This is a genomic window from Neoasaia chiangmaiensis (assembly GCF_002005465.1).
In the GTDB taxonomy this organism is placed as follows: domain Bacteria; phylum Pseudomonadota; class Alphaproteobacteria; order Acetobacterales; family Acetobacteraceae; genus Neoasaia; species Neoasaia chiangmaiensis.
The window spans coordinates 1957240-1974515 of sequence record NZ_CP014691.1 but is presented as its reverse complement, the minus strand read 5'-3'; the positions used below and the strand labels follow the sequence as shown (position 1 = coordinate 1974515).

Annotated in this window: 18 protein-coding genes, 2 tRNA genes and 1 pseudogene; 9 read left to right on the top strand and 12 right to left on the bottom strand. The window is 61.3% G+C overall.

Annotated elements, in window-relative coordinates; genetic code table 11:
• The 3 genes from pgeF to rfaD are packed head-to-tail and all read right to left on the bottom strand — an operon-like array spanning position 1 to position 2596.
• A complete protein-coding gene (gene pgeF, locus A0U93_RS09330) occupies positions 1 to 789 on the bottom strand; it encodes a peptidoglycan editing factor PgeF (RefSeq protein ID WP_371862856.1) in 789 nt (262 codons plus the stop codon).
• Positions 782 to 1606 (bottom strand): prolipoprotein diacylglyceryl transferase, encoded by an 825-nt coding sequence (lgt, locus tag A0U93_RS09325; RefSeq protein ID WP_077807117.1) that lies wholly within the window; start codon positions 1604 to 1606, stop codon positions 782 to 784. Before lgt ends, pgeF begins: the two co-directional genes overlap by 8 nt.
• Positions 1607 to 1615: 9 nt before the next feature.
• Positions 1616 to 2596 (bottom strand): ADP-glyceromanno-heptose 6-epimerase, encoded by a 981-nt coding sequence (gene rfaD, locus A0U93_RS09320; RefSeq protein ID WP_077807116.1) that lies wholly within the window; start codon positions 2594 to 2596, stop codon positions 1616 to 1618.
• Positions 2597 to 2786: 190 nt separating this feature from the next.
• Here rfaD and A0U93_RS09315 point away from each other — a divergent pair, with 190 nt between their 5' ends.
• From A0U93_RS09315 to A0U93_RS09295, 5 genes are all read left to right on the top strand, one after another.
• Complete coding sequence (locus A0U93_RS09315) at positions 2787 to 3098, top strand: accessory factor UbiK family protein (RefSeq protein ID WP_077808441.1); 312 nt, start codon at positions 2787 to 2789, stop codon at positions 3096 to 3098.
• A 158-nt stretch (positions 3099 to 3256) separates the two neighbouring features.
• On the top strand, positions 3257 to 3763 hold the full coding sequence (locus A0U93_RS09310) for a type III secretion system chaperone family protein (protein ID WP_077807115.1): 507 nt from the start codon (positions 3257 to 3259) through the stop codon (positions 3761 to 3763).
• A complete protein-coding gene (gene proC, locus A0U93_RS09305; RefSeq protein WP_077807114.1) occupies positions 3760 to 4572 on the top strand; it encodes a pyrroline-5-carboxylate reductase in 813 nt (270 codons plus the stop codon). The genes A0U93_RS09310 and proC overlap by 4 nt, the downstream gene beginning before the upstream one ends.
• A gap of 84 nt (positions 4573 to 4656) precedes the next feature.
• On the top strand, positions 4657 to 5322 hold the full coding sequence (locus A0U93_RS09300; protein WP_077807113.1) for a TetR family transcriptional regulator: 666 nt from the start codon (positions 4657 to 4659) through the stop codon (positions 5320 to 5322).
• A 61-nt stretch (positions 5323 to 5383) separates the two neighbouring features.
• A tRNA-Gln gene (locus tag A0U93_RS09295) sits at positions 5384 to 5458 on the top strand.
• 384 nt (positions 5459 to 5842) lie between these two features.
• Here the strand turns inward: A0U93_RS09295 and A0U93_RS16790 are convergent.
• The gene (locus tag A0U93_RS16790; protein WP_245825183.1) at positions 5843 to 5920 is read right to left on the bottom strand and encodes a hypothetical protein; all 78 of its coding nucleotides are present in this window, start codon (positions 5918 to 5920) and stop codon (positions 5843 to 5845) included.
• 381 nt (positions 5921 to 6301) lie between these two features.
• Here A0U93_RS16790 and A0U93_RS16190 point away from each other — a divergent pair, with 381 nt between their 5' ends.
• On the top strand, positions 6302 to 7294 hold the full coding sequence (locus A0U93_RS16190; RefSeq protein WP_147151064.1) for a hypothetical protein: 993 nt from the start codon (positions 6302 to 6304) through the stop codon (positions 7292 to 7294).
• 275 nt (positions 7295 to 7569) lie between these two features.
• Here the strand turns inward: A0U93_RS16190 and A0U93_RS09285 are convergent, their stop codons facing one another.
• From A0U93_RS09285 to polA, 4 genes are all read right to left on the bottom strand, one after another.
• Positions 7570 to 8127 carry a hypothetical protein gene (locus tag A0U93_RS09285; RefSeq protein WP_077807112.1) on the bottom strand — a complete coding sequence of 186 codons (558 nt, stop codon included), beginning with the start codon at positions 8125 to 8127 and terminating at the stop codon, positions 7570 to 7572.
• 123 nt (positions 8128 to 8250) lie between these two features.
• Complete coding sequence (locus A0U93_RS09280; RefSeq protein WP_077807111.1) at positions 8251 to 8616, bottom strand: hypothetical protein; 366 nt, start codon at positions 8614 to 8616, stop codon at positions 8251 to 8253.
• A gap of 225 nt (positions 8617 to 8841) precedes the next feature.
• A complete protein-coding gene (locus tag A0U93_RS09275; protein ID WP_077807110.1) occupies positions 8842 to 9456 on the bottom strand; it encodes an SCO family protein in 615 nt (204 codons plus the stop codon).
• 14 nt (positions 9457 to 9470) lie between these two features.
• On the bottom strand, positions 9471 to 12212 hold the full coding sequence (gene polA / locus A0U93_RS09270) for a DNA polymerase I (protein WP_077807109.1): 2742 nt from the start codon (positions 12210 to 12212) through the stop codon (positions 9471 to 9473).
• A 96-nt stretch (positions 12213 to 12308) separates the two neighbouring features.
• Here polA and A0U93_RS09265 point away from each other — a divergent pair, with 96 nt between their 5' ends.
• A complete protein-coding gene (locus tag A0U93_RS09265) occupies positions 12309 to 13325 on the top strand; it encodes an alpha/beta fold hydrolase (RefSeq protein ID WP_077807108.1) in 1017 nt (338 codons plus the stop codon).
• Between the two features lie 9 nt (positions 13326 to 13334).
• Here the strand turns inward: A0U93_RS09265 and A0U93_RS09260 are convergent, their stop codons facing one another.
• Positions 13335 to 14603 (bottom strand): exo-beta-N-acetylmuramidase NamZ family protein, encoded by a 1269-nt coding sequence (locus tag A0U93_RS09260; protein WP_077807107.1) that lies wholly within the window; start codon positions 14601 to 14603, stop codon positions 13335 to 13337.
• 163 nt (positions 14604 to 14766) lie between these two features.
• On the opposite strand from A0U93_RS09260, the gene A0U93_RS09255 reads away from it, so the two are divergent.
• Positions 14767 to 14843 (top strand) — tRNA-Arg (locus A0U93_RS09255).
• Positions 14844 to 15019: 176 nt separating this feature from the next.
• Here A0U93_RS09255 and A0U93_RS09250 read toward each other — a convergent pair.
• A complete protein-coding gene (locus tag A0U93_RS09250) occupies positions 15020 to 15559 on the bottom strand; it encodes a tyrosine-type recombinase/integrase (protein WP_147151062.1) in 540 nt (179 codons plus the stop codon).
• A 92-nt stretch (positions 15560 to 15651) separates the two neighbouring features.
• Between A0U93_RS09250 and A0U93_RS09245 the strand changes: the two genes are divergently transcribed.
• On the top strand, positions 15652 to 16545 hold the full coding sequence (locus A0U93_RS09245) for a LysR family transcriptional regulator (protein WP_077807105.1): 894 nt from the start codon (positions 15652 to 15654) through the stop codon (positions 16543 to 16545).
• A gap of 141 nt (positions 16546 to 16686) precedes the next feature.
• On the opposite strand, the gene A0U93_RS17110 is transcribed toward A0U93_RS09245, so the two are convergent.
• Both A0U93_RS17110 and A0U93_RS09235 read right to left on the bottom strand, forming a co-directional pair.
• Complete coding sequence (locus A0U93_RS17110; RefSeq protein WP_371862860.1) at positions 16687 to 16818, bottom strand: DUF3761 domain-containing protein; 132 nt, start codon at positions 16816 to 16818, stop codon at positions 16687 to 16689.
• Positions 16812 to 17261, bottom strand: a pseudogene (locus tag A0U93_RS09235) (DMT family transporter); the annotation flags it as partial. The pseudogene A0U93_RS09235 and the gene A0U93_RS17110, both read right to left, overlap by 7 nt.
• Between the last annotated feature and the right edge of the window lie 15 nt (positions 17262 to 17276).

The following is a 17276-nucleotide window of genomic DNA, read 5'->3' as shown; positions in this document are numbered from 1 at the left end:
TCAGCGGGAGGCCGCACGAATGGCGGAAATCTGGTGGCCGATCGCCCCGCCACCAGCCAATGTCCGGCGACGATGGCTGAAAAATCGGCGTCTGTCGCGCAAGGTGTCGAGACCCAGCGCCTCGATCCGGCGCAAACCGGCGCGCCGCAGTCGCGCCAGACAATAACCCGGCAGGTCGAACATGAAATGGCCCGGCCGCGCCGCCGGCAGAAACCAGCGCGCCGCCTGCGCATCGACGGCCAGAACGGCCGCCCGCATATCCGGTCCCACCTCATAACGCGTCGACGCGATGCACGGCCCCACCGTCGCGCGGATATCGCGCGCGCCCAGCGCCCGCATGGCCTCGACCGTCGCTTCCAATATGCCGCCTGCCGCACCACGCCATCCGGCATGCGCCGCACCCACGACATGTCCGTCATCGTCGGCAAACAGCACTGGCGCGCAATCCGCCGTGATAACGCCCAGCGCCACGTTCGGATCGTCGCTCACCAGCGCATCCGCACGCAGCCCGCGCCCCGTCGCCCAAAGCGCCGCACCGCGCCGCACCGTCACGACATCGCTCGAATGCACCTGCGTCAGCCCCAGCAGCGCTTCGCCCGCCACGCCGAGATAGGCCGCCACGCGCGTCCGGTTGGTCGCGACGTTCTCCGCCAGATCCCGGGAAGACAGGGAGCAGTTCAGGCTGTCGAACGGGGCCGGAGACACCCCGCCCCGACGGGTGAAAAAGCCATGCGGCACATCTGCAAGATTGGCCGTCGGAATCACCCAGCCACGCGGCATGTCACGCATGAGCGGCCACCGCGCGCGGGTGACGCATGCCGTAGGCCATGAGGCCGAGGCCCGCGATCGCCATCGGCACGCTCAGCACCTGCCCCATCGTCACGCCGAACGGCAGAAAACCGATGAAACTGTCGGGCTCGCGGAACATCTCGCAGAAGCAACGCGCCACGGCATAGCCGAACAGGAACAGCCCGGAGGAAAAACCGAACCGCACCCGAACCCACGGACGGCTGACAGCCAGCAGCGTGACGGTCAGCAATACCAGCCCCTCGGCCAATGCCTCATAGAGTTCGGACGGATGACGCGGCAGAGGCCCACCATAGGGGAAAACCATGGCCCACGGCAGATCGGGCGAGGCCGGGCGCCCCCATAATTCGCCGTTCACGAAGTTGGCGCAGCGCCCGATGCCCAGCCCCAGCGGCACGATGGCGGTGATGCGGTCCGAAAACGCCAGAAAGTTCAGCTTCTGCTTCCAGGAGAACCAGGCCAGCGCGATAATCACACCCAGTGCCCCGCCGTGAAACGACATGCCGCCATACCAGACCTGCAGAATGGCCAGCGGGTGCGTGAGATAGAAACCCGGCTTGTAGAACAGGATGTACCCCAGCCGGCCGCCCAGAACGACGCCCAGAACGGCCCAGGATGCAAAATCGTCCACCTGCTCGCGCGTCGCCACGACCGGCGCCAGCGCGCACAGGCGCCGCGCGATCATCCACCCCGCCGCCAGCGAGACGATATAGGCCAGGGCATACCAGTGAATGCCAACCGGCCCGAGATGGATCGCCACCGGGTCGAACTGGGGGAACGGCATCAGGAAAGCGGTCATGGGGTCCGTCTATACGTAGGGATCGGGCGTCGCGAGATAGTCGCGAACATAGCGTGCAATGCCGTCTTCCAGCGATGTGAACGCAATATCGCATCCCGCCGCGCGAAGACGTGTCAGATCGGCGCAGGTATAGGACTGATACTGCCCGCGCAATGCCTCCGGCATGTCGATGAATGCCACCTCACGCGGTTTGCCAGCCGCATCGCACACCGCATGCGCCAGATCGAGATAGGTGCGCGCAACACCGGTGCCGCAATTGTAGAGCCCGCTGACGCCGGGATGGTCGTAAAACCACAGCAGCACGTCCACCACATCGCCGACCCAGATGAAATCCCGCACCTGCGCGCCATCGGCCATGTCCGAACGGTCGGACCGGAACAGCCGCGCCGGGCCGCCGCGCATCACCTCGTCGTATTTCACCTTCACGACCGAGATCATGCTGCCCTTGTGGTATTCGTTCGGGCCATAGACATTGAAGAACTTCAGCCCCGCCCATTGCGGCGGCATCGCCTCGCCCCGGTCCCGGGCCGCCAGCAGATGCCGGTCGAACACATGCTTCGACCAGCCGTAGAGATTGAGCGGCCGCAACGTCTCCAGCCGCGCCGGCGCATCGGAAAACAGCTCCGGCCGATCGGCACTGCCATAAGTGGCGGCGGAGGACGCATAGATGAAAGGAACCGCCCGCGCCGCGCACCAGTTCATCAGGGTTTCGGAAAGCACGACATTCGTGGACCAGACAAGATCGCCGTCGCGCGCCGTCGTCGCGCTGATCGCCCCCAGGTGGAAAACCGCCTCCACAGCCGGGGCGGCGTCCAGAAAGCCCGGCAGTTCTTCCGGCGTCACGATACGATCGGGCGCATGATGCGCCAGATTGCGCCACTTGCCGCCATCGCGCAGCCGATCGACGACGACCGTCTGCTTCCCCCGCGCCTTGAGCGCCGCATGCAGGCATGAGCCGATAAATCCGGCACCGCCGGTGACGATAATCATGAACACTGTATAAGACGCCCCGAAGCAACCTCCAAGCCACAGGGCCACGGGGAAATCACGCTTGCCGTATCTTCGCCGCATATGTCGCGTTGCATGCTGCGGCCAAGAGGTGCAGCTTGGCGATCGGATCGCGGGACCGATCGCAACAGAACAAGGCGCGCCCCGCCGCGCGGAACGGGAGATACCGGCCATGCCAGAACGGCCACGCTTTTTCGACGACCTCGCCGGGGTCGCGGGTGGCGCCTTTTCCGCCCTTCATGGCCTGCGCGAGGAAGTGCAGTCCATGGTCCGTAGCCGGATCGACGAGGTGCTGGCCTCGCTCGATCTCGTCCGACGGGAGGAACTCGACATCGTCCGCGAGATGGCCGCCCACGCCCGGACCGGCCAGGAAGACGCCGAGGCACGCCTCGCCACCATCGAGGAACGCCTTCACGAGCTCGAGAAACACCGCAAAGGCAATCACGGACACCACGACAATCACGGCGACGGCCCGCAGGGCTGAGCCAAGGCATCGTTGCCGCGTCGATACTTGCGAAACGGCAATGAGCTACTTAACGTGAGCCTGCGCCGACATTCCGCGTCGGCGCGAACGACAGACATCAGGAGCGCCAGCCCGGCCCTCGGATGCCGGGTTGCCCGCACGGTTCAGGGAGTTCGTCCATGCCCGCCGTTTCCCTCTCCTCCCCCGTCTCGCAGGACGCCAATCCGCTCGATCTGATGGAACAGATCGTCAACGGCTACGAATGGGCTTTCGATCGCCGCAACGATTCCGAAATGGCCGCCGAGGCACCGGGAAAATGGTGCGATTACGGCCTTTACTTCTCGTGGTCGCGCGAAATCTCGGCCATGCAGTTCACCTGCACCTTCGACCTCAAATCACCCGTCAACCGCCGCCGCGCGCTCTACGAACTCATTGCGCTGGCCAACGAACGCCTCTGGATCGGGCATTTCAGCCTCGATCTCGACACCGGCATGCCCGTCTTCCGCCATGCCGTCCTTCTGCGTGGCGCAACCTCCCTGGCATCCGAAAGCATGGAAGACATGATCGATATCGCCCTCACCGAATGCGAGCGCTTCTATCCTGCCTTCCAGTTCACGCTCTGGGGCGGCAAATCCCCCGCCGAAGCCCTTGAAGCCGCCATGCTGGACTGCGCCGGCGAAGCATGACCGATCCAGTCCTGCCGCGCGTCCTGCTCGTCGGACGCGGGAAAATGGGCGGCGCCCTGTGGTCGGGGTGGCTGCGCAAGGGGCTGGCCCCCTCCGTCGTGCTGGACCGGCACGGCACCGCCGTTCCAGCACCACATCGGGTCGCGAAAACACCTGCGGACATCCCGCAGGATTTCCAGCCCGACTTCATCATCCTCGCGGTCAAGCCCGTTGCGGCAGCCGACGCCATCGCCGCCATCGCGCCCTGGCTGCCCGGCGCGGTCCTCATCTCCGTCATGGCCGGTCGCACGGTCGCCGGCCTGCGGGACATCGCCGGCCGTTCCGGCTGCCGACCGCCGGTGCTGCGCGCCATGCCCAACACCCCCGCCGAGATCGGGCAGGGCATCACCGGGGCCTATGCCAGCGACGATGTCTCGCCAGCCCGCCGTGCGCAGGCCGAAGCCCTGCTGAGTGCCGTCGGCGCGGTCGCATGGGTGACGGACGAGGCACAGATCGACATCGTGACGGCCATATCCGGCAGCGGCCCGGCCTATGTCTTCCTTCTCGCGGAACTGCTGGAGAAAACCGGCCTCGCACATGGCTTGCCAGCGCAAACCGCGCGGCTGCTCGCGCGCGGGACCGTCTCCGGCGCGGGCGCCCTTTTGGCCGTCTCGCCGGAAGAAAGCGATACGCTCCGGCGGAACGTGACCAGCCCCAACGGCACCACGGCAGCCGCCCTGTCCGTGCTCATGACGTCCGAGGCATGGCCGAAGACCATCGACCAGGCCATCTCCGCCGCTGCGGCGCGCGCGCGGGAACTTGCGCAATGACAGGCGCGCCTCCCATGAACCGCGCCCCGATACGCGCGCTTATATCCAGGCCAATCAACGCTTTCGCGAAGGGAACGACCAGTCGTGCCACAAGACCATAACGCACCGCCGACCGAACCCGACCTGGAAGCTTTCGATGACGCCTTGCTGGACGCCGCGATGAATCTCGCCGCCATGTCCGGATGGCGGCGCCTGACACTCGTCGATGCCGCCCGGGAAGCCGGTCTGCCGGTCGATGCGGTGCGCGCCCGCTTTCCCTTCAAGCACATGCTGCTGACACGCCTTGGCCGCATCGCCGACGAATCGGCACTGCGCGACGACGGCGCGGGCATCACGGTGCGCGAACGCGTGTTCGACCTGCTGATGCGCCGGTTCGACGTGTTCCAGCAATATCGCGAGGGCATCCGCGCCGTCCTGCACGCACTCCCCTACGATCCGCCCCTCGCCGCGCTCATGGCCGTCCTGACGCTCGATACGATGAAATGGATCGCCGACGTCGCGGGCGTGGATACGGAAGGGCTGCGCGGCAAGATCGCCGTCAACGGTATCGCCGGAATCTGGGCCTACACGCTGCGCGCCTGGGAAAAGGACGAAAGTCTTGACCTGTCCTCCACGATGGCGGCCCTCGATCAGGCGCTCGACCGCGCCGAACGCTTCTCGCTGCTGCGCCCCTCGGCCACGCAGCGCATGGCCGAAGCCGCCGGGGCGACCGGCGGCGTGCCGGACCATCCCCTTGAACTCGAATCGTAATTAATGCTGACGAGACGGCTTTACGTTTACCGGCCTCCGCACTAAAAAGCCTCCCACGTCTTGGGGCGTAGCCAAGTGGTAAGGCAGCGGATTTTGATTCCGCCATGCGGAGGTTCGAATCCTCCCGCCCCAGCCAAGCACCGATAAATCGAACGCTGATGGCCCGGAAAAAAGCCGCTCCGGGAATAACGGAAGCGACAGTCCAGACGAATTCAGGGATTCTGTAGGCCCCTGAAATCAGCTTTCTGCTGCACCTCTCCGAACAGTCGGCAAACCAATCCCATATTCTTTTGCCAATGCAGTTCCTGCCTTACGCTCATAACATCGCTTGATAGTGTCTCTGGCCGGGCTGGAGAGTTTAACCGTTGGTCGTGGCTCTCTTTCTGCCAGACTGGGCGCGCTCGATCATCAGAGCACGTTCGAACTCTGTAAAGGACAGCAGATGCTTCCCATCATGTCATCCCTGATGGTCCCCACGCCATGGAAGGTGATAGAGACGCCTTGGCCCCTCAGATTCTGACTAATCCGTCAGGATATCAAGGATGGACCTTCCCAGCCGGTCGAGCTTCATCACAACAAGCTCATCTCCGGATTGAATCTTTTTCAGCAGCTTCCTGAACTGAAGTCTGTCATCCGAGCTGATGACAGCTAAATCTTTTCCTTAGAAAGGACAACTTTTATTATACAAATATATATCAATTAATCTTTTTATTTCTTAAAAATTTCTTTGATATAGATACTCAATAATAACCAAACTCCATATGGTTTATTTTTAATTTTTTCTTGGAGAAACATTACAGTTATTTTTTGTCTGCTTTTCACGGCTTTATAATACCGCCAGAAATCTCAATCTATCTCAGAATTACAAAACATAACTCATCAAATTATTTTTTACAACTTTTTTATTTATTTGATGTTGTTAATTTCTAAAACATAATTAATTCTATACTTTGTAGTAAAACTGCCGGATTTGCGAAAAATGATTCCTGGTTCTTCTCAAGATCTCTCTAGTCGTCCTGTATTCATAAACGATGAATTAATTCCATTTGGAGCATACCAAGCGATATTTCATAAAATAACAAAAAAAGTTGACAGAATTAATAGAATATTCAATGGGGGATACACGCTAAAACCGAGTGATATTGTTAATTTGCATGCAATGATGCACCAAACTATTGTTCAATATAAGATAGTAGGAAGTCACGAAGAAGTTGTTCATGTGCAACGAAGGCACGGCTCTAGAACATTTAATAGCATCCAATTATTTAAAATTGCAGACATGAGCTCTAGAGAGCAAACATCAACCATTTCGTATGAAATGGAATTTTTAATTATTCTTCCGGCAGAAATAGAAACAGTTAAAGATTTTGCTCAAAGATATAAAGTGTCTATTGTTATAGATAAAGATGAAGTTGATGAAAGAGATGATAGCGTTCCGTTTTTTCTTAGAGGTTTTATTGGCACGCCTGCAATTAAAATGTCTCTTGAATACTCAGATTATATGGTAGCTCAAGCATTAAGCGCAACAATAAATGGATGGGTTAATTCCCTACCAAAACAAATAGAAAGTGGATATGTAAAATTTTTTAGGAAAATAGAGGGAAAATTCCGATCTTTTTCCCCTGTGATACTGAAAGCATCCCCTTTTATCGGGGCCTCAATAAACGTTATACATCACAAATATGGGCCAAGCACACTAACATCTATAGTTCTATTTTGCTTTGCAATTTCAATTATATCGGATGCAATAATTGAAATGTTAATAGATTTAATATACAAAAATGTTTCTTTACTCGGCCCCCGCATGCTTATTGATTTCACGCTTGGTGACCAAGATAGAATAAACTCAATAGGTTTAAAAAAGAAAAGATTTATTTCTACAGCATCATTTCTTGTCGTTACAGTAATAGTGGCTTTAATTGTAAACATTTTTTCTTCTTGGGTTTATCCAAAAATATTTGGCTCTTTGTAAAATATCCACTTTCTCTACTCCAAAAAAACACCTTTCCGGAATAGGTAAATTCCATAACCGAGATTCTCAGCCTGCAATTCCAGTACCAAAATTGCAGAATGGATTTTCAGGAATTAGTCGTCCGCCATGCAGTCATATTCGGGACTTTAAGAGGTTTGCCCACCCTATAGGCAAACAAGCCCTGTGTTGTCAGACGACGTGCCTAGGTCGCAGCACCATCAAGCAAGGCAGGGCAGGGCAGGACCGATCTCCCGCCCCAGCCAAAATCCGAAAAATCAGTATTTCTGGCGCGGTTGCGGCGTGACGCTGACATGTCCCATCGCCCCGATGTCGATCCGTACCGCACCATCCGCTTCGTCAATATCGTTGATGAAGTCGCGCGGCTTCACCGTCCGGGGCACGGCGGCGGGGCGCATGACGATTTCGAGCGGCTTGTGCGCGCGGAGCATAATCATGATGCGCCCCTTGCCGGGGCGCGCCCCCGGAACCACCGTCAACAGGGCGCGGCCTTTTCCGATCGTCCTGTCATACAATGCATGATGGAGCCGATGGTCGGTATCGCGGGCCTCCCTATCGCCGATCAGCCATGTCCAGAAACTGCGCCGACGGTGCATCTCGTTCTCGGCACGCAGCGCCTCGTCGATCGTGCGTTCCGGTTCGTGTGCATAAAGCTTGATGTCGAATGGCGAAACGTCGTTGACAATCAGGTCGTCAGCCGCCGTCTGCGCCCGACGGGCGGAATCGAAAATGGCTACAATGGTTTCATCGGTCATGGTCGCCCCCGGAAGGGTTGTGGCACGGAGCCGGATGACGCCCGCAGGCGGAACGATCATCCGCGGATTCCAGTTGAATCCTGACGCTCCAAGCGCAACACCCGATCCGGAGTTCGGCCCTGACGGCGCTTCACGCATAGTTTATATTAAAGAGCCGTAATCCTTAAAGGCGACAGACCGATTTCAGGACGCCCTGACCAGAAGGTCCGTCGGGTGGTGGCTACGCAAGACACCATCGACAACGGGCTGAAGGGCCGCATCCACGACAACCGTCAGAATGACCCCACCATCATGCACGACCTTGTCGTAGCGGCCATGATACTCGTCGTAGGCTTCCTCCGTCTCCTTGCTGCCGCTCAGCCAGTTCCAGAAGCTCTTGTGCAACTGGAGTTCATTCGCCGGCGTGATCGCCGCAGCCGTCGAACGATCGGGCTTGCGCGCATATTGCTTGATATCGTCAGGTTCGATCTCCTTGCCCAGAAGATCGTCGGCGGCTGCCTGCGCTTCCTTGGCGTTTGAGAAAATCGCAACCGTTGCTTGTCGGGCCATTATATTGCCTCCAGCCGGGATCGTCTCCCGGTGCCGCCGCGACACGTTGCGGGAGGAACATCAACAGCATCCGCCGCGGCGATCCGGGAATGACATGTCGACACGCCGGGCGTGTCGTCTCTGTGTTCCCCGGAATGACCTTAGTGCCCCGGCGGTCGGCACGTCACGTGACGGCAGATGGCCCCGGCATGATAAAAAGGTCATGCCAGGGGTCAGGCCGACGCATCACCCGTGATGCGCCAGCTCATGCAACCGGGACACGAGGCCGTCCGTGCCGATATCCGCATCCACGGTGCCGGCATAATGTCCGGCCGGATCCATGATGACGATGCGCGGCGCGGGACGGTGATAGGTGGTGCCGTCCGGCGCCTTGATGGTCTCGATCGGCGCATGGAATTCCTTCGCCACCCGCTCGATCATGTTCGGCGCGGCCGTCAGCGGCACATCCTCATGCCCCAGCGGCAGCACATAGTCCTGAAGCTGCTTCGCCTCGTCATTGACGGGGTCCAGCGTGACCACCAGCGGCGCCACGCGGATACCGTCCTTGCCCAGCGCCACATAGGCATCGCTCATCGTTTTCAGCACGGGGCCACAGGTGTCCTTCGGGCAATGCGTGTCGAAGAACCACATCAGGATCCAGTAGCCCCGGAAATCGCCTTCCGTCACGCTGCCTTCGCCCAGCGACGTCAGACGGAACGAGCCGCCGACCTCATTGCCGTTCGTCGTCAGCGGCATGCCGTAACGCGATGCCACGCGAAAACCCGTCCAGCCCAACGCGAACGCCAGCACAACCGCCACCAACAGAACGCGTCGGGCGCTCCACGTCTTTTTACCGCTCATCCGTTTTCTTTCGCTCAATGCGCCTCGGCCCAGTTGGACCCGATACCCGTTTCCACCACCAGCGGCACGCCAATCCGCGCGGCCTGCTCCATCTCCTGTCGCGCCAGTTCCGCCAGCGCCTGCGCATCCTCGCGCCGGACCTCGAACAGCAATTCGTCATGCACCTGCAACAGCAGTCGCGCATCCAGCCCCGAACCCGGCAGCCTGCGCGACAACCGCACCATCGCCCGCTTGATGATATCCGCCGCGCCGCCCTGCAAGGGGGCGTTGATCGCCTGACGTTCGGCATAACCACGCCGCGCGCCGTTCTTCTCGCGAATGCCCGGCACATAGCATCGCCGCCCGAACGGTGTGGTGACGAAACCATGGGCGCGCGCTTCCTCTCGCGTCCTGTCCATATAGTCGCGGATACCGGGATAGCGCGCGAAATAGGCATCGATGTAACGGCGCGCCTCGCCGGGAGGAATCTGCAACTGCCGCGCCAGCCCGAAGGCCGATATACCATAGATGATGCCGAAATTGATGGCCTTCGCCCGGCGGCGGGTCAGGGCGTCCATCCCCTCCAGCGGGACGCCGAACACCTCGGACGCGGTGCGGGCATGGATATCCTGCCCCAACGCGAAGGCTTCCTTCAGCGGGCCGATATCCGCCACATCCGCCAGCAGGCGCAGTTCGATCTGCGAATAATCCGCCGAAACCAGCACATAGCCCTCTTCCGCCACGAAGGCGCGGCGGATGCGTCCGCCCTCCTCCGTCCGGATCGGGATATTCTGGAGGTTCGGCTCGTTGGAGGACAGGCGCCCCGTCGTCGTCACCGCCATCTGGAAGGAGGTGTGCACCCGCCCGGAACCGTCATCCATCTGCTCGACCAGCGCATCCGCATAGGTCGATTTCAGCTTGGCCAACTGCCGCCATTCCAGAATCCGCGCGGGAAGTTCCTGCCCGCTATCGGCCAGTTCCTGCAGGACGGACGAATCCGTTCCCCACGCCCCCGCCTTGGTGCGCTTGCCGCCCGGCAGGCCCATCTCATCGAACAGGATCTCCCCCAGCTGCTTGGGCGATCCGAGGTTGAAGCTGCGCCCGGCAAGACGGTGGATGTCCGTTTCCATCTCCGCCATGCGGCGCGCGAAATCCGCGGACATGCGGCGCAGTTCCGGCGCATCGACCTTGATGCCAAGGCGTTCCATCCCCGCCAGAATGCCGATCAGCGGTCTTTCCATCTGCTCATAGACCACCAGCGACTGCCGCGCCCGCAGGCCGGGGCGCAGGACATCCCAGAGCCGCAGGGTCACATCCGCATCCTCGGCGGCATAGGCGGTCGCCCGGTCCAGCGGCACCCGCGCGAAGGGAATCCGGTTGCGGCCGGTGCCCGTCACGGTGTCGTAGCTGATCGGGGTATGGTCGAGATGCAACTGCGCCAGTTCGTCCATGCCCTGACCGTGCTCGCCCGCCGATTGCGCGTAGGACATCAGCATGGTGTCGTCGATCGGCGCGATCGTCTCGACCCCGGCATTTGCAAACACCAGCAGATCGTATTTCGCGTTCTGGAAGATTTTCAGAACCGTGTCGTCGGCCAGCAGGGGCGATAGCCGGGCCAGCACGTCGTCCACTGCCAGCTGATGGCCCGCGGGCTGTTCCAGCGTGCCGTCATGACGCAGCGGAATATAGGCCGCCTTGCCCGGCGCCGTCGCGAGCGAGATGCCGACCAGACTGGCCGTCCGCGCGTTCAGGCTGTCCGTCTCCGTATCCACGGCGCAGCGACCGGCCTGCCGCGCCGCATCGATCCAGCGATCCAGCACCTCCAGGTCGGTGATCGTCTCATACGGCCCGAAAGACGGCGCATCGCCTACAGGTGCGGTAGCCGTCTCTTCATCGGCCGTGCGTGGTGTCGCGGCCGCGCCCAGCGCCATGCGCTGGATCACCGAATGAAAACCCATCCTGTCCAGCCATGCCCGCAGCGTGTCGCGCTCGGGATCGCGCGTGCCCAACGCCTCCAGCGGCTCCGGCAGCGGCACATCGCAGGCCAGCGTTACCAGCCGTCTGGAAATCCGTGCGTCTTCGGCATGGTCGAGCAACGCCTGCTGCCGCTTGGACTTCTTCATCGTCGGCGCGGCGGCAAGGATCGCTTCCAGATCGCCATATTCCTGCACAAGCTGCGCCGCGCCTTTCGGCCCGATACCCGGCACGCCCGGCACGTTATCGGTGGAATCGCCCATCAGGGCCTGCACCTCGATCACCTTGTCCGGCGTCACGCCGAACTTGGCCATCACCTCCTCGGCACGGATCGGCTTCTGCTTGATCGGGTCCAGCAACTCGACCTTCGGCCCGACCAGCTGCATCAGATCCTTGTCGGACGAGACGATCGTGCAACGCCCGCCCACGGCCTCCACGGCGCGTGCATAGGAGGCGATCAGATCGTCCGCCTCCCAGCCGGCCAGCTCGATCCCCGGCACGCCGAAGGCGGCGGTCGCCTCGCGGATCAGCGCGAATTGCGGGATCAGATCCTCCGGCGGCTCCGGCCGGTGCGCCTTGTAACGCGGATCGATCTCGTTGCGGAACGTCGTGCGCCCCGCATCGAAAATCACCGCCAGATGCGTCCCGACATGATCGCGCAGCAGACGCGTCAGCATGTTCGTAAAACCGAACACGGCGTTGACCGGCACGCCCTCAGGGCTACTCATGGGCGGCAGGGCATGAAACGCCCGAAAAATGAAGCCGGACCCATCGACAAGGACCAGATGCGGCGCGTCGCTCATGCGCGATGCCCGTCGAAACGGATCAGGAACGGATAAGACAAGAACATTCCCCTTCGGGCGCTTGGCCGAAACGGCAGGACAGCGGATACTGCGCCGATGATAGGCCGTTTCACGTTCTTTTCAAAACGCCGCACCGGCATTCTCGCCGCCTGCGCGCTGGCGGCCCTGCTCTCCGCCTGTGCCGGCACGCCCCGCCGCGTCCCGCATCCCCATGGCCAGGAAGCCGCGCTGATTCCGCCGGATACGACGCTCACACTCTCGGACGGCGCCCGTATTCCCGTGCGCATCTGGCGCCCGCCCGCGCAACCCCGTGCCATCGTGCTGGCGCTGCACGGCTTCGGCGACAGCCGGGATGCATGGGAAATGCCCGCCCCCAAACTCGTGCGGCAGGGTATCGCCATCTTCGCGCCCGACCAGCGCGGCTTCGGTCAGGCACCCGGCCGCGGCGGCTGGACCAGCACCGAACGCATGGTCGCCGACGCGCGGGAGGAAGCCGCCTGGCTGCACGCCCAGTATCCCGCAACGCCGCTTTTCGTCATGGGCGAGAGCATGGGCGGCGCGGTCGCCCTGCGGCTGGACGAGGAACCCGATCCCACCCCGATCGCAGGCACCATCCTCGTCGCACCCGCCGTCTGGCGGCTGGACGATGCTTCCCGCGCGACCCTGGCGGTCATGGATGCCGTCGCACCCTACTGGCGCTTCGATGGCAGCGATCTGCCGGTCCGGATCGTGCCCAGCGATAATCTCGCCGCGCTGCGTCGCCTGTATTTCGACCCGCTGACCCTGCACAGCAGCACGCTGCATGCCCTGCACGGCCTGGTTGAACTCATGGCCGCGGCACGCGCCGGCGCGACACATGCCCGCCTGCCGGTTCTCGCGATCTATGGCGACAATGACCAGCTCGTGCCACCCGGCCCGATGGCGCGGTTCTGGCGCGCATTGCCCCACGCCGTCCGGCGTGACGAGATCCCCGGCGGTCATCATCTCCTGCTGCGAGACCGCGCGGGCGCCCGCGCAACGGCCGACATCGCCGCATGGATCCTGCGGCCGGATCACGCACTGCCATCGGGCGGCGACATCGCCGCCGCCGCATGGAACGCGGGCGATCCCTGACGACACGCCTCAGGAATAGAGCAGATAGCCCGATCGCCGCGCGCGGAAACGGTCCAGCGCAGGCTGCCATCCCGCCACGATCCGCTCCGGCGCCACGCCGCGTTCCAGCATCGCACGCGTATCACCGTCGCCGGCCAGAAGGTCGAACGTCCGCCCCCCGTCCGACCAGAACGGTTTCCCGGCCAGCCGCAACGCATCCGACAGCATGGTGAGCGCCGTCGGGATCGGCGCGAAAGCCTGCCGATCCGTAACGATCAGTTCGAGCCCCATGATCGTCTCGCCCGCATGCCGCGAAAAGCCCGGCGTGAAATACGTCTCCCGGAACACGCAGCCGGGCAGGGCGCGCCGCCGCAGCGCCGCCACCCATGCCGCCCCGTCGACCTCCGGCCCACCGAGATAGGCGAACGGCATGGTCGTCCCACGCCCGACCGATAACGTCGTCCCCTCGAAAAGACATGTGCCGGGATAGACGATCGCCGTCTCCAGACTGGGCATGTTCGGGCTGGGGGGAACCCAGATCAGCCCCGTCCGGTCATACCACATATCGCGTGACCAGCCCTGCATGCCCACGACCCGCAACCGTGCCGGACGGCCTGCCAATGCCGGAACGAACGCCGCGTTGAACAACCGGGCCAGTTCGCCCACCGTCATGCCGTGCCGGATGGGAATGGCGGCGCGACCGATGAAGGATTCGTAGCCCGGCTGCATGACCGGTCCGGCGCAGTCCAGGCCCGTGATGGGATTGGGGCGATCGAGGACGATCATCTCGTAACCCAGCCGCGCGCAGGCAACGAGGCTGTCGAACAGCGTCGAGATATAGGTGTAGAAACGCACGCCCACATCCTGAATGTCGAACACGACACAACCGATGCCCGCCGCGCGGAAGATCGCCGTCAGGGCATCGCCCGATTTCGCATAGATGTCGAAAACCGGCAGGCCGGTTCGCGCATCGCGGCTGCGTGCTTCCGATTTCCCCGCCTGCGCCGAGCCCCGGAAACCGTGTTCCGGCCCGAACATCGCCGCGAGCGGCACGCCCGCCGTCTCATGCAGGATATCGGCAATATGCACACCCGTCGCATCGACGCTGGTCGGATTGGCGATCAGCCCGAAAGGACCGTGCCGCAACATGGGAAATCCCTGCCGCCGCGCCAGATCGAAGCCGGTCAGCACCCCTTTCTGCGCGGCTTCCGCTGCGCCGGGCAGCAAGGTTGCGAGTCCGGTCGCACTGCTGCCCGCCAGGAAACGGCGTCGGTTCGGCAAGGGTGCGGCGTCGGGCATGGAAAACGTTCCTGATTCATCACGATTTTCCATATGCAAAGCAAAAACGACGCCAGCCGTCACTATGCCACCCGTCACAAAAAAACGAGGCTTTGACAACCGGGACGACAATTCGTCTCGCAGGGCTGGCGTCGCGGCACGGGATTGGTTATGAGAGGCGCGTGGACCCGTAGCTCAGCTGGATAGAGCGTCGCCCTCCGAAGGCGAAGGTCGAAGGTTCGAATCCTTTCGGGTCCGCCATTGGTCAATTTCCCCGCAGTTTTCCGCCAAGGTTTGTGCATCGGTAGCAGGGTTTGACAATCCTGCTATTAAGACCATCGCGTCGCGGGCAAGATTCCTTTGGTCAACGGCTCTTGTATACTGGCCAACCGGCGCGCGGCGGCCTTGCGCAATTCGTGGGGGCTGCACCCGCTCGGCTATCCCGCTTCCTTGGCCCAATTCACGAATGAGTTATAAAAGCCGTTGACCGAATAGGGCTGCCCACGGTCCGTCATGAGGAACGTCTTTCCCGCTGGTGCTGCATCAATCTCTCGCTTCAGATCTTCATGAAGGGGGATTATGAGCGCCGCCCCGGTCTTCTGCTGATGGACGCGACCGCCATGCCAAACGTCCGATGGCCCCATGCGCACCACGTCTGAGCGCCTCTGACCGGTGAAAAGAAGGAGTGCCAGGGCAATCCTTGGACGAGTCCCGGTCGCCCAGTGCGACTCGTAGGAAGCGATTTCACTATCTGTCCAAGGGTGGATGCCTTTGCTCTTGGCGGCGATACGCCGGACACCGTTCGTCGGGTCTGTGTCGATCCACCCCAGTTCAATCGCATGATGGCAAAGCTGGTGCAGAAGGCGAAGCACCCTATTTGCGGTCGCGGGCGACGGGGACTCCTTGGCCACCAGAGCGCGCACATGCTTTTGCTGAAGCTGGTCTACGGGATTCCCCGCGTAGGGTGCGGCCCGCATGGTCTGTCTCCTGTTGATGAAAGCATGGTACGACAAACCCATTGCGCGGATTAGACGGATAATCCGTCATGTCCCTATCACTGGAGTGATGAATGAGGCGGGATGAAATCGCCGATCTGGCAGCTTTCGTCGTGGTGGCCGAGGAAGGCAGCTTCACCAAGGCGGCCCGTCGTCTTGGCATTGCACAGTCCGGTCTGAGCCAGATCGTGCGGCGGACGGAAGAACGGCTGGGCATGCGCCTGCTGTCACGCACCACCCGCAGCGTGGCACCGACGGAAGCGGGCGAGCGGCTGCTCGCGACGCTCGGCCCGATGCTGCATGATCTGGACGCGGCGGTGGCCTCTCTGGGTGATTTGCGGGACCGTCCATCGGGCACCATCCGGGTGACGACCGTGGAACATGCGGCGAAAACCATTCTCCTTCCCGGCGTGAAGCAGCTTCTGCGAGACAATCCCGATATCCGCGTGGACGTGACCATCGATTACGGACTGGCGGATGTGGTGGCAGATCGCTTCGACGCTGGCATCCGGTTGGGCGGCGAGATTGCGAAAGACATGATTGCCGTGCGAATTAGTCCGGATATCCCCATGGCCATTGTCGGATCACCGGACTATTTCCGCACCCACCCGGTGCCAACCTCTCCAGCACGGCTTGTCGAGCATAAGGCGGTGAATCTGCGGCTGCCGACATCGCAGACCGTCAATGGCTGGCGTCTGATGCGCGGTGGGCGGGAAACGCGGGTGCGGCTGGAGGGGCAGATGACGCTCAATACCATCGACCTTATCCGCGATGCCGCCCTGGACGGGCATGGGCTGGCTTACCTGCCACGGGATATGGTGCAGGCGGATATCGACACCGGGCATCTGATCCATGTCCTGGGGAAATTCACCCCAGATCTTCCCGGTTACCATCTTTATTATCCGAACCGGCGGAACGCGTCGGCGGCGTTCAAGCTGTTCGTGGAGGCCGTGCGCTATGCCGGATAAAAACTTGGGTTGAATGATGTCCGGTTTACGTAATACTTGGCCGGGATTTTTAGGTCTGGCATGAGGGCGCTAGCAGTTATTTTTCGCGCCCCAAGGCCTTGTTCACCAAAAAACCACTCTGCCCCTCTCCATAATATCACCTCACAACCGCTGCACAACCCTGCAATGGTGCAAGCAGATACCTCGATGGTGCAGGCTGAAAGAATACGACCCGTCGTCACACTTCGCCGACGCGCCAGACGGTGCGGCGCGGTTGCAGGTTACGTTTAGAATTTGGCAATTAACGTCACGCCAACGATCATTAGGACTGCACCCGCAACACGATAGGGGTTGAGAGAATGCTGTTCCATATGCAGCAATCCAAAGTGGTCTATTAGGAGACTGGCCAGGATATTAGCCGTGATTGTGATGCCATTCACCGGTCCGGCACCTAGTTTCTGAATTAGAAGGAGCCCGGCAAACACGGCGACCGCCCCTGTGATTCCGCCTAAAGGTGCCCACCAGGGCATTTGGGACATATCGCCGGTTGATGGCAGCGGCTTCGGCATACAGACGAACAATGCTACCGCGAGGAAAAGCACCAGTAGAAAGGAGATGGCCGTGGCAAGCCATGGATTGACCACGGCCTTATTTAGGGCGCCGTTCATCACGGCGCCTACGGCCTGCAACATGCCCGCCGCAAAGATGAAGGAAAACGCCGCAACAGTATTCATGGCTTCAGTCTCCGATAA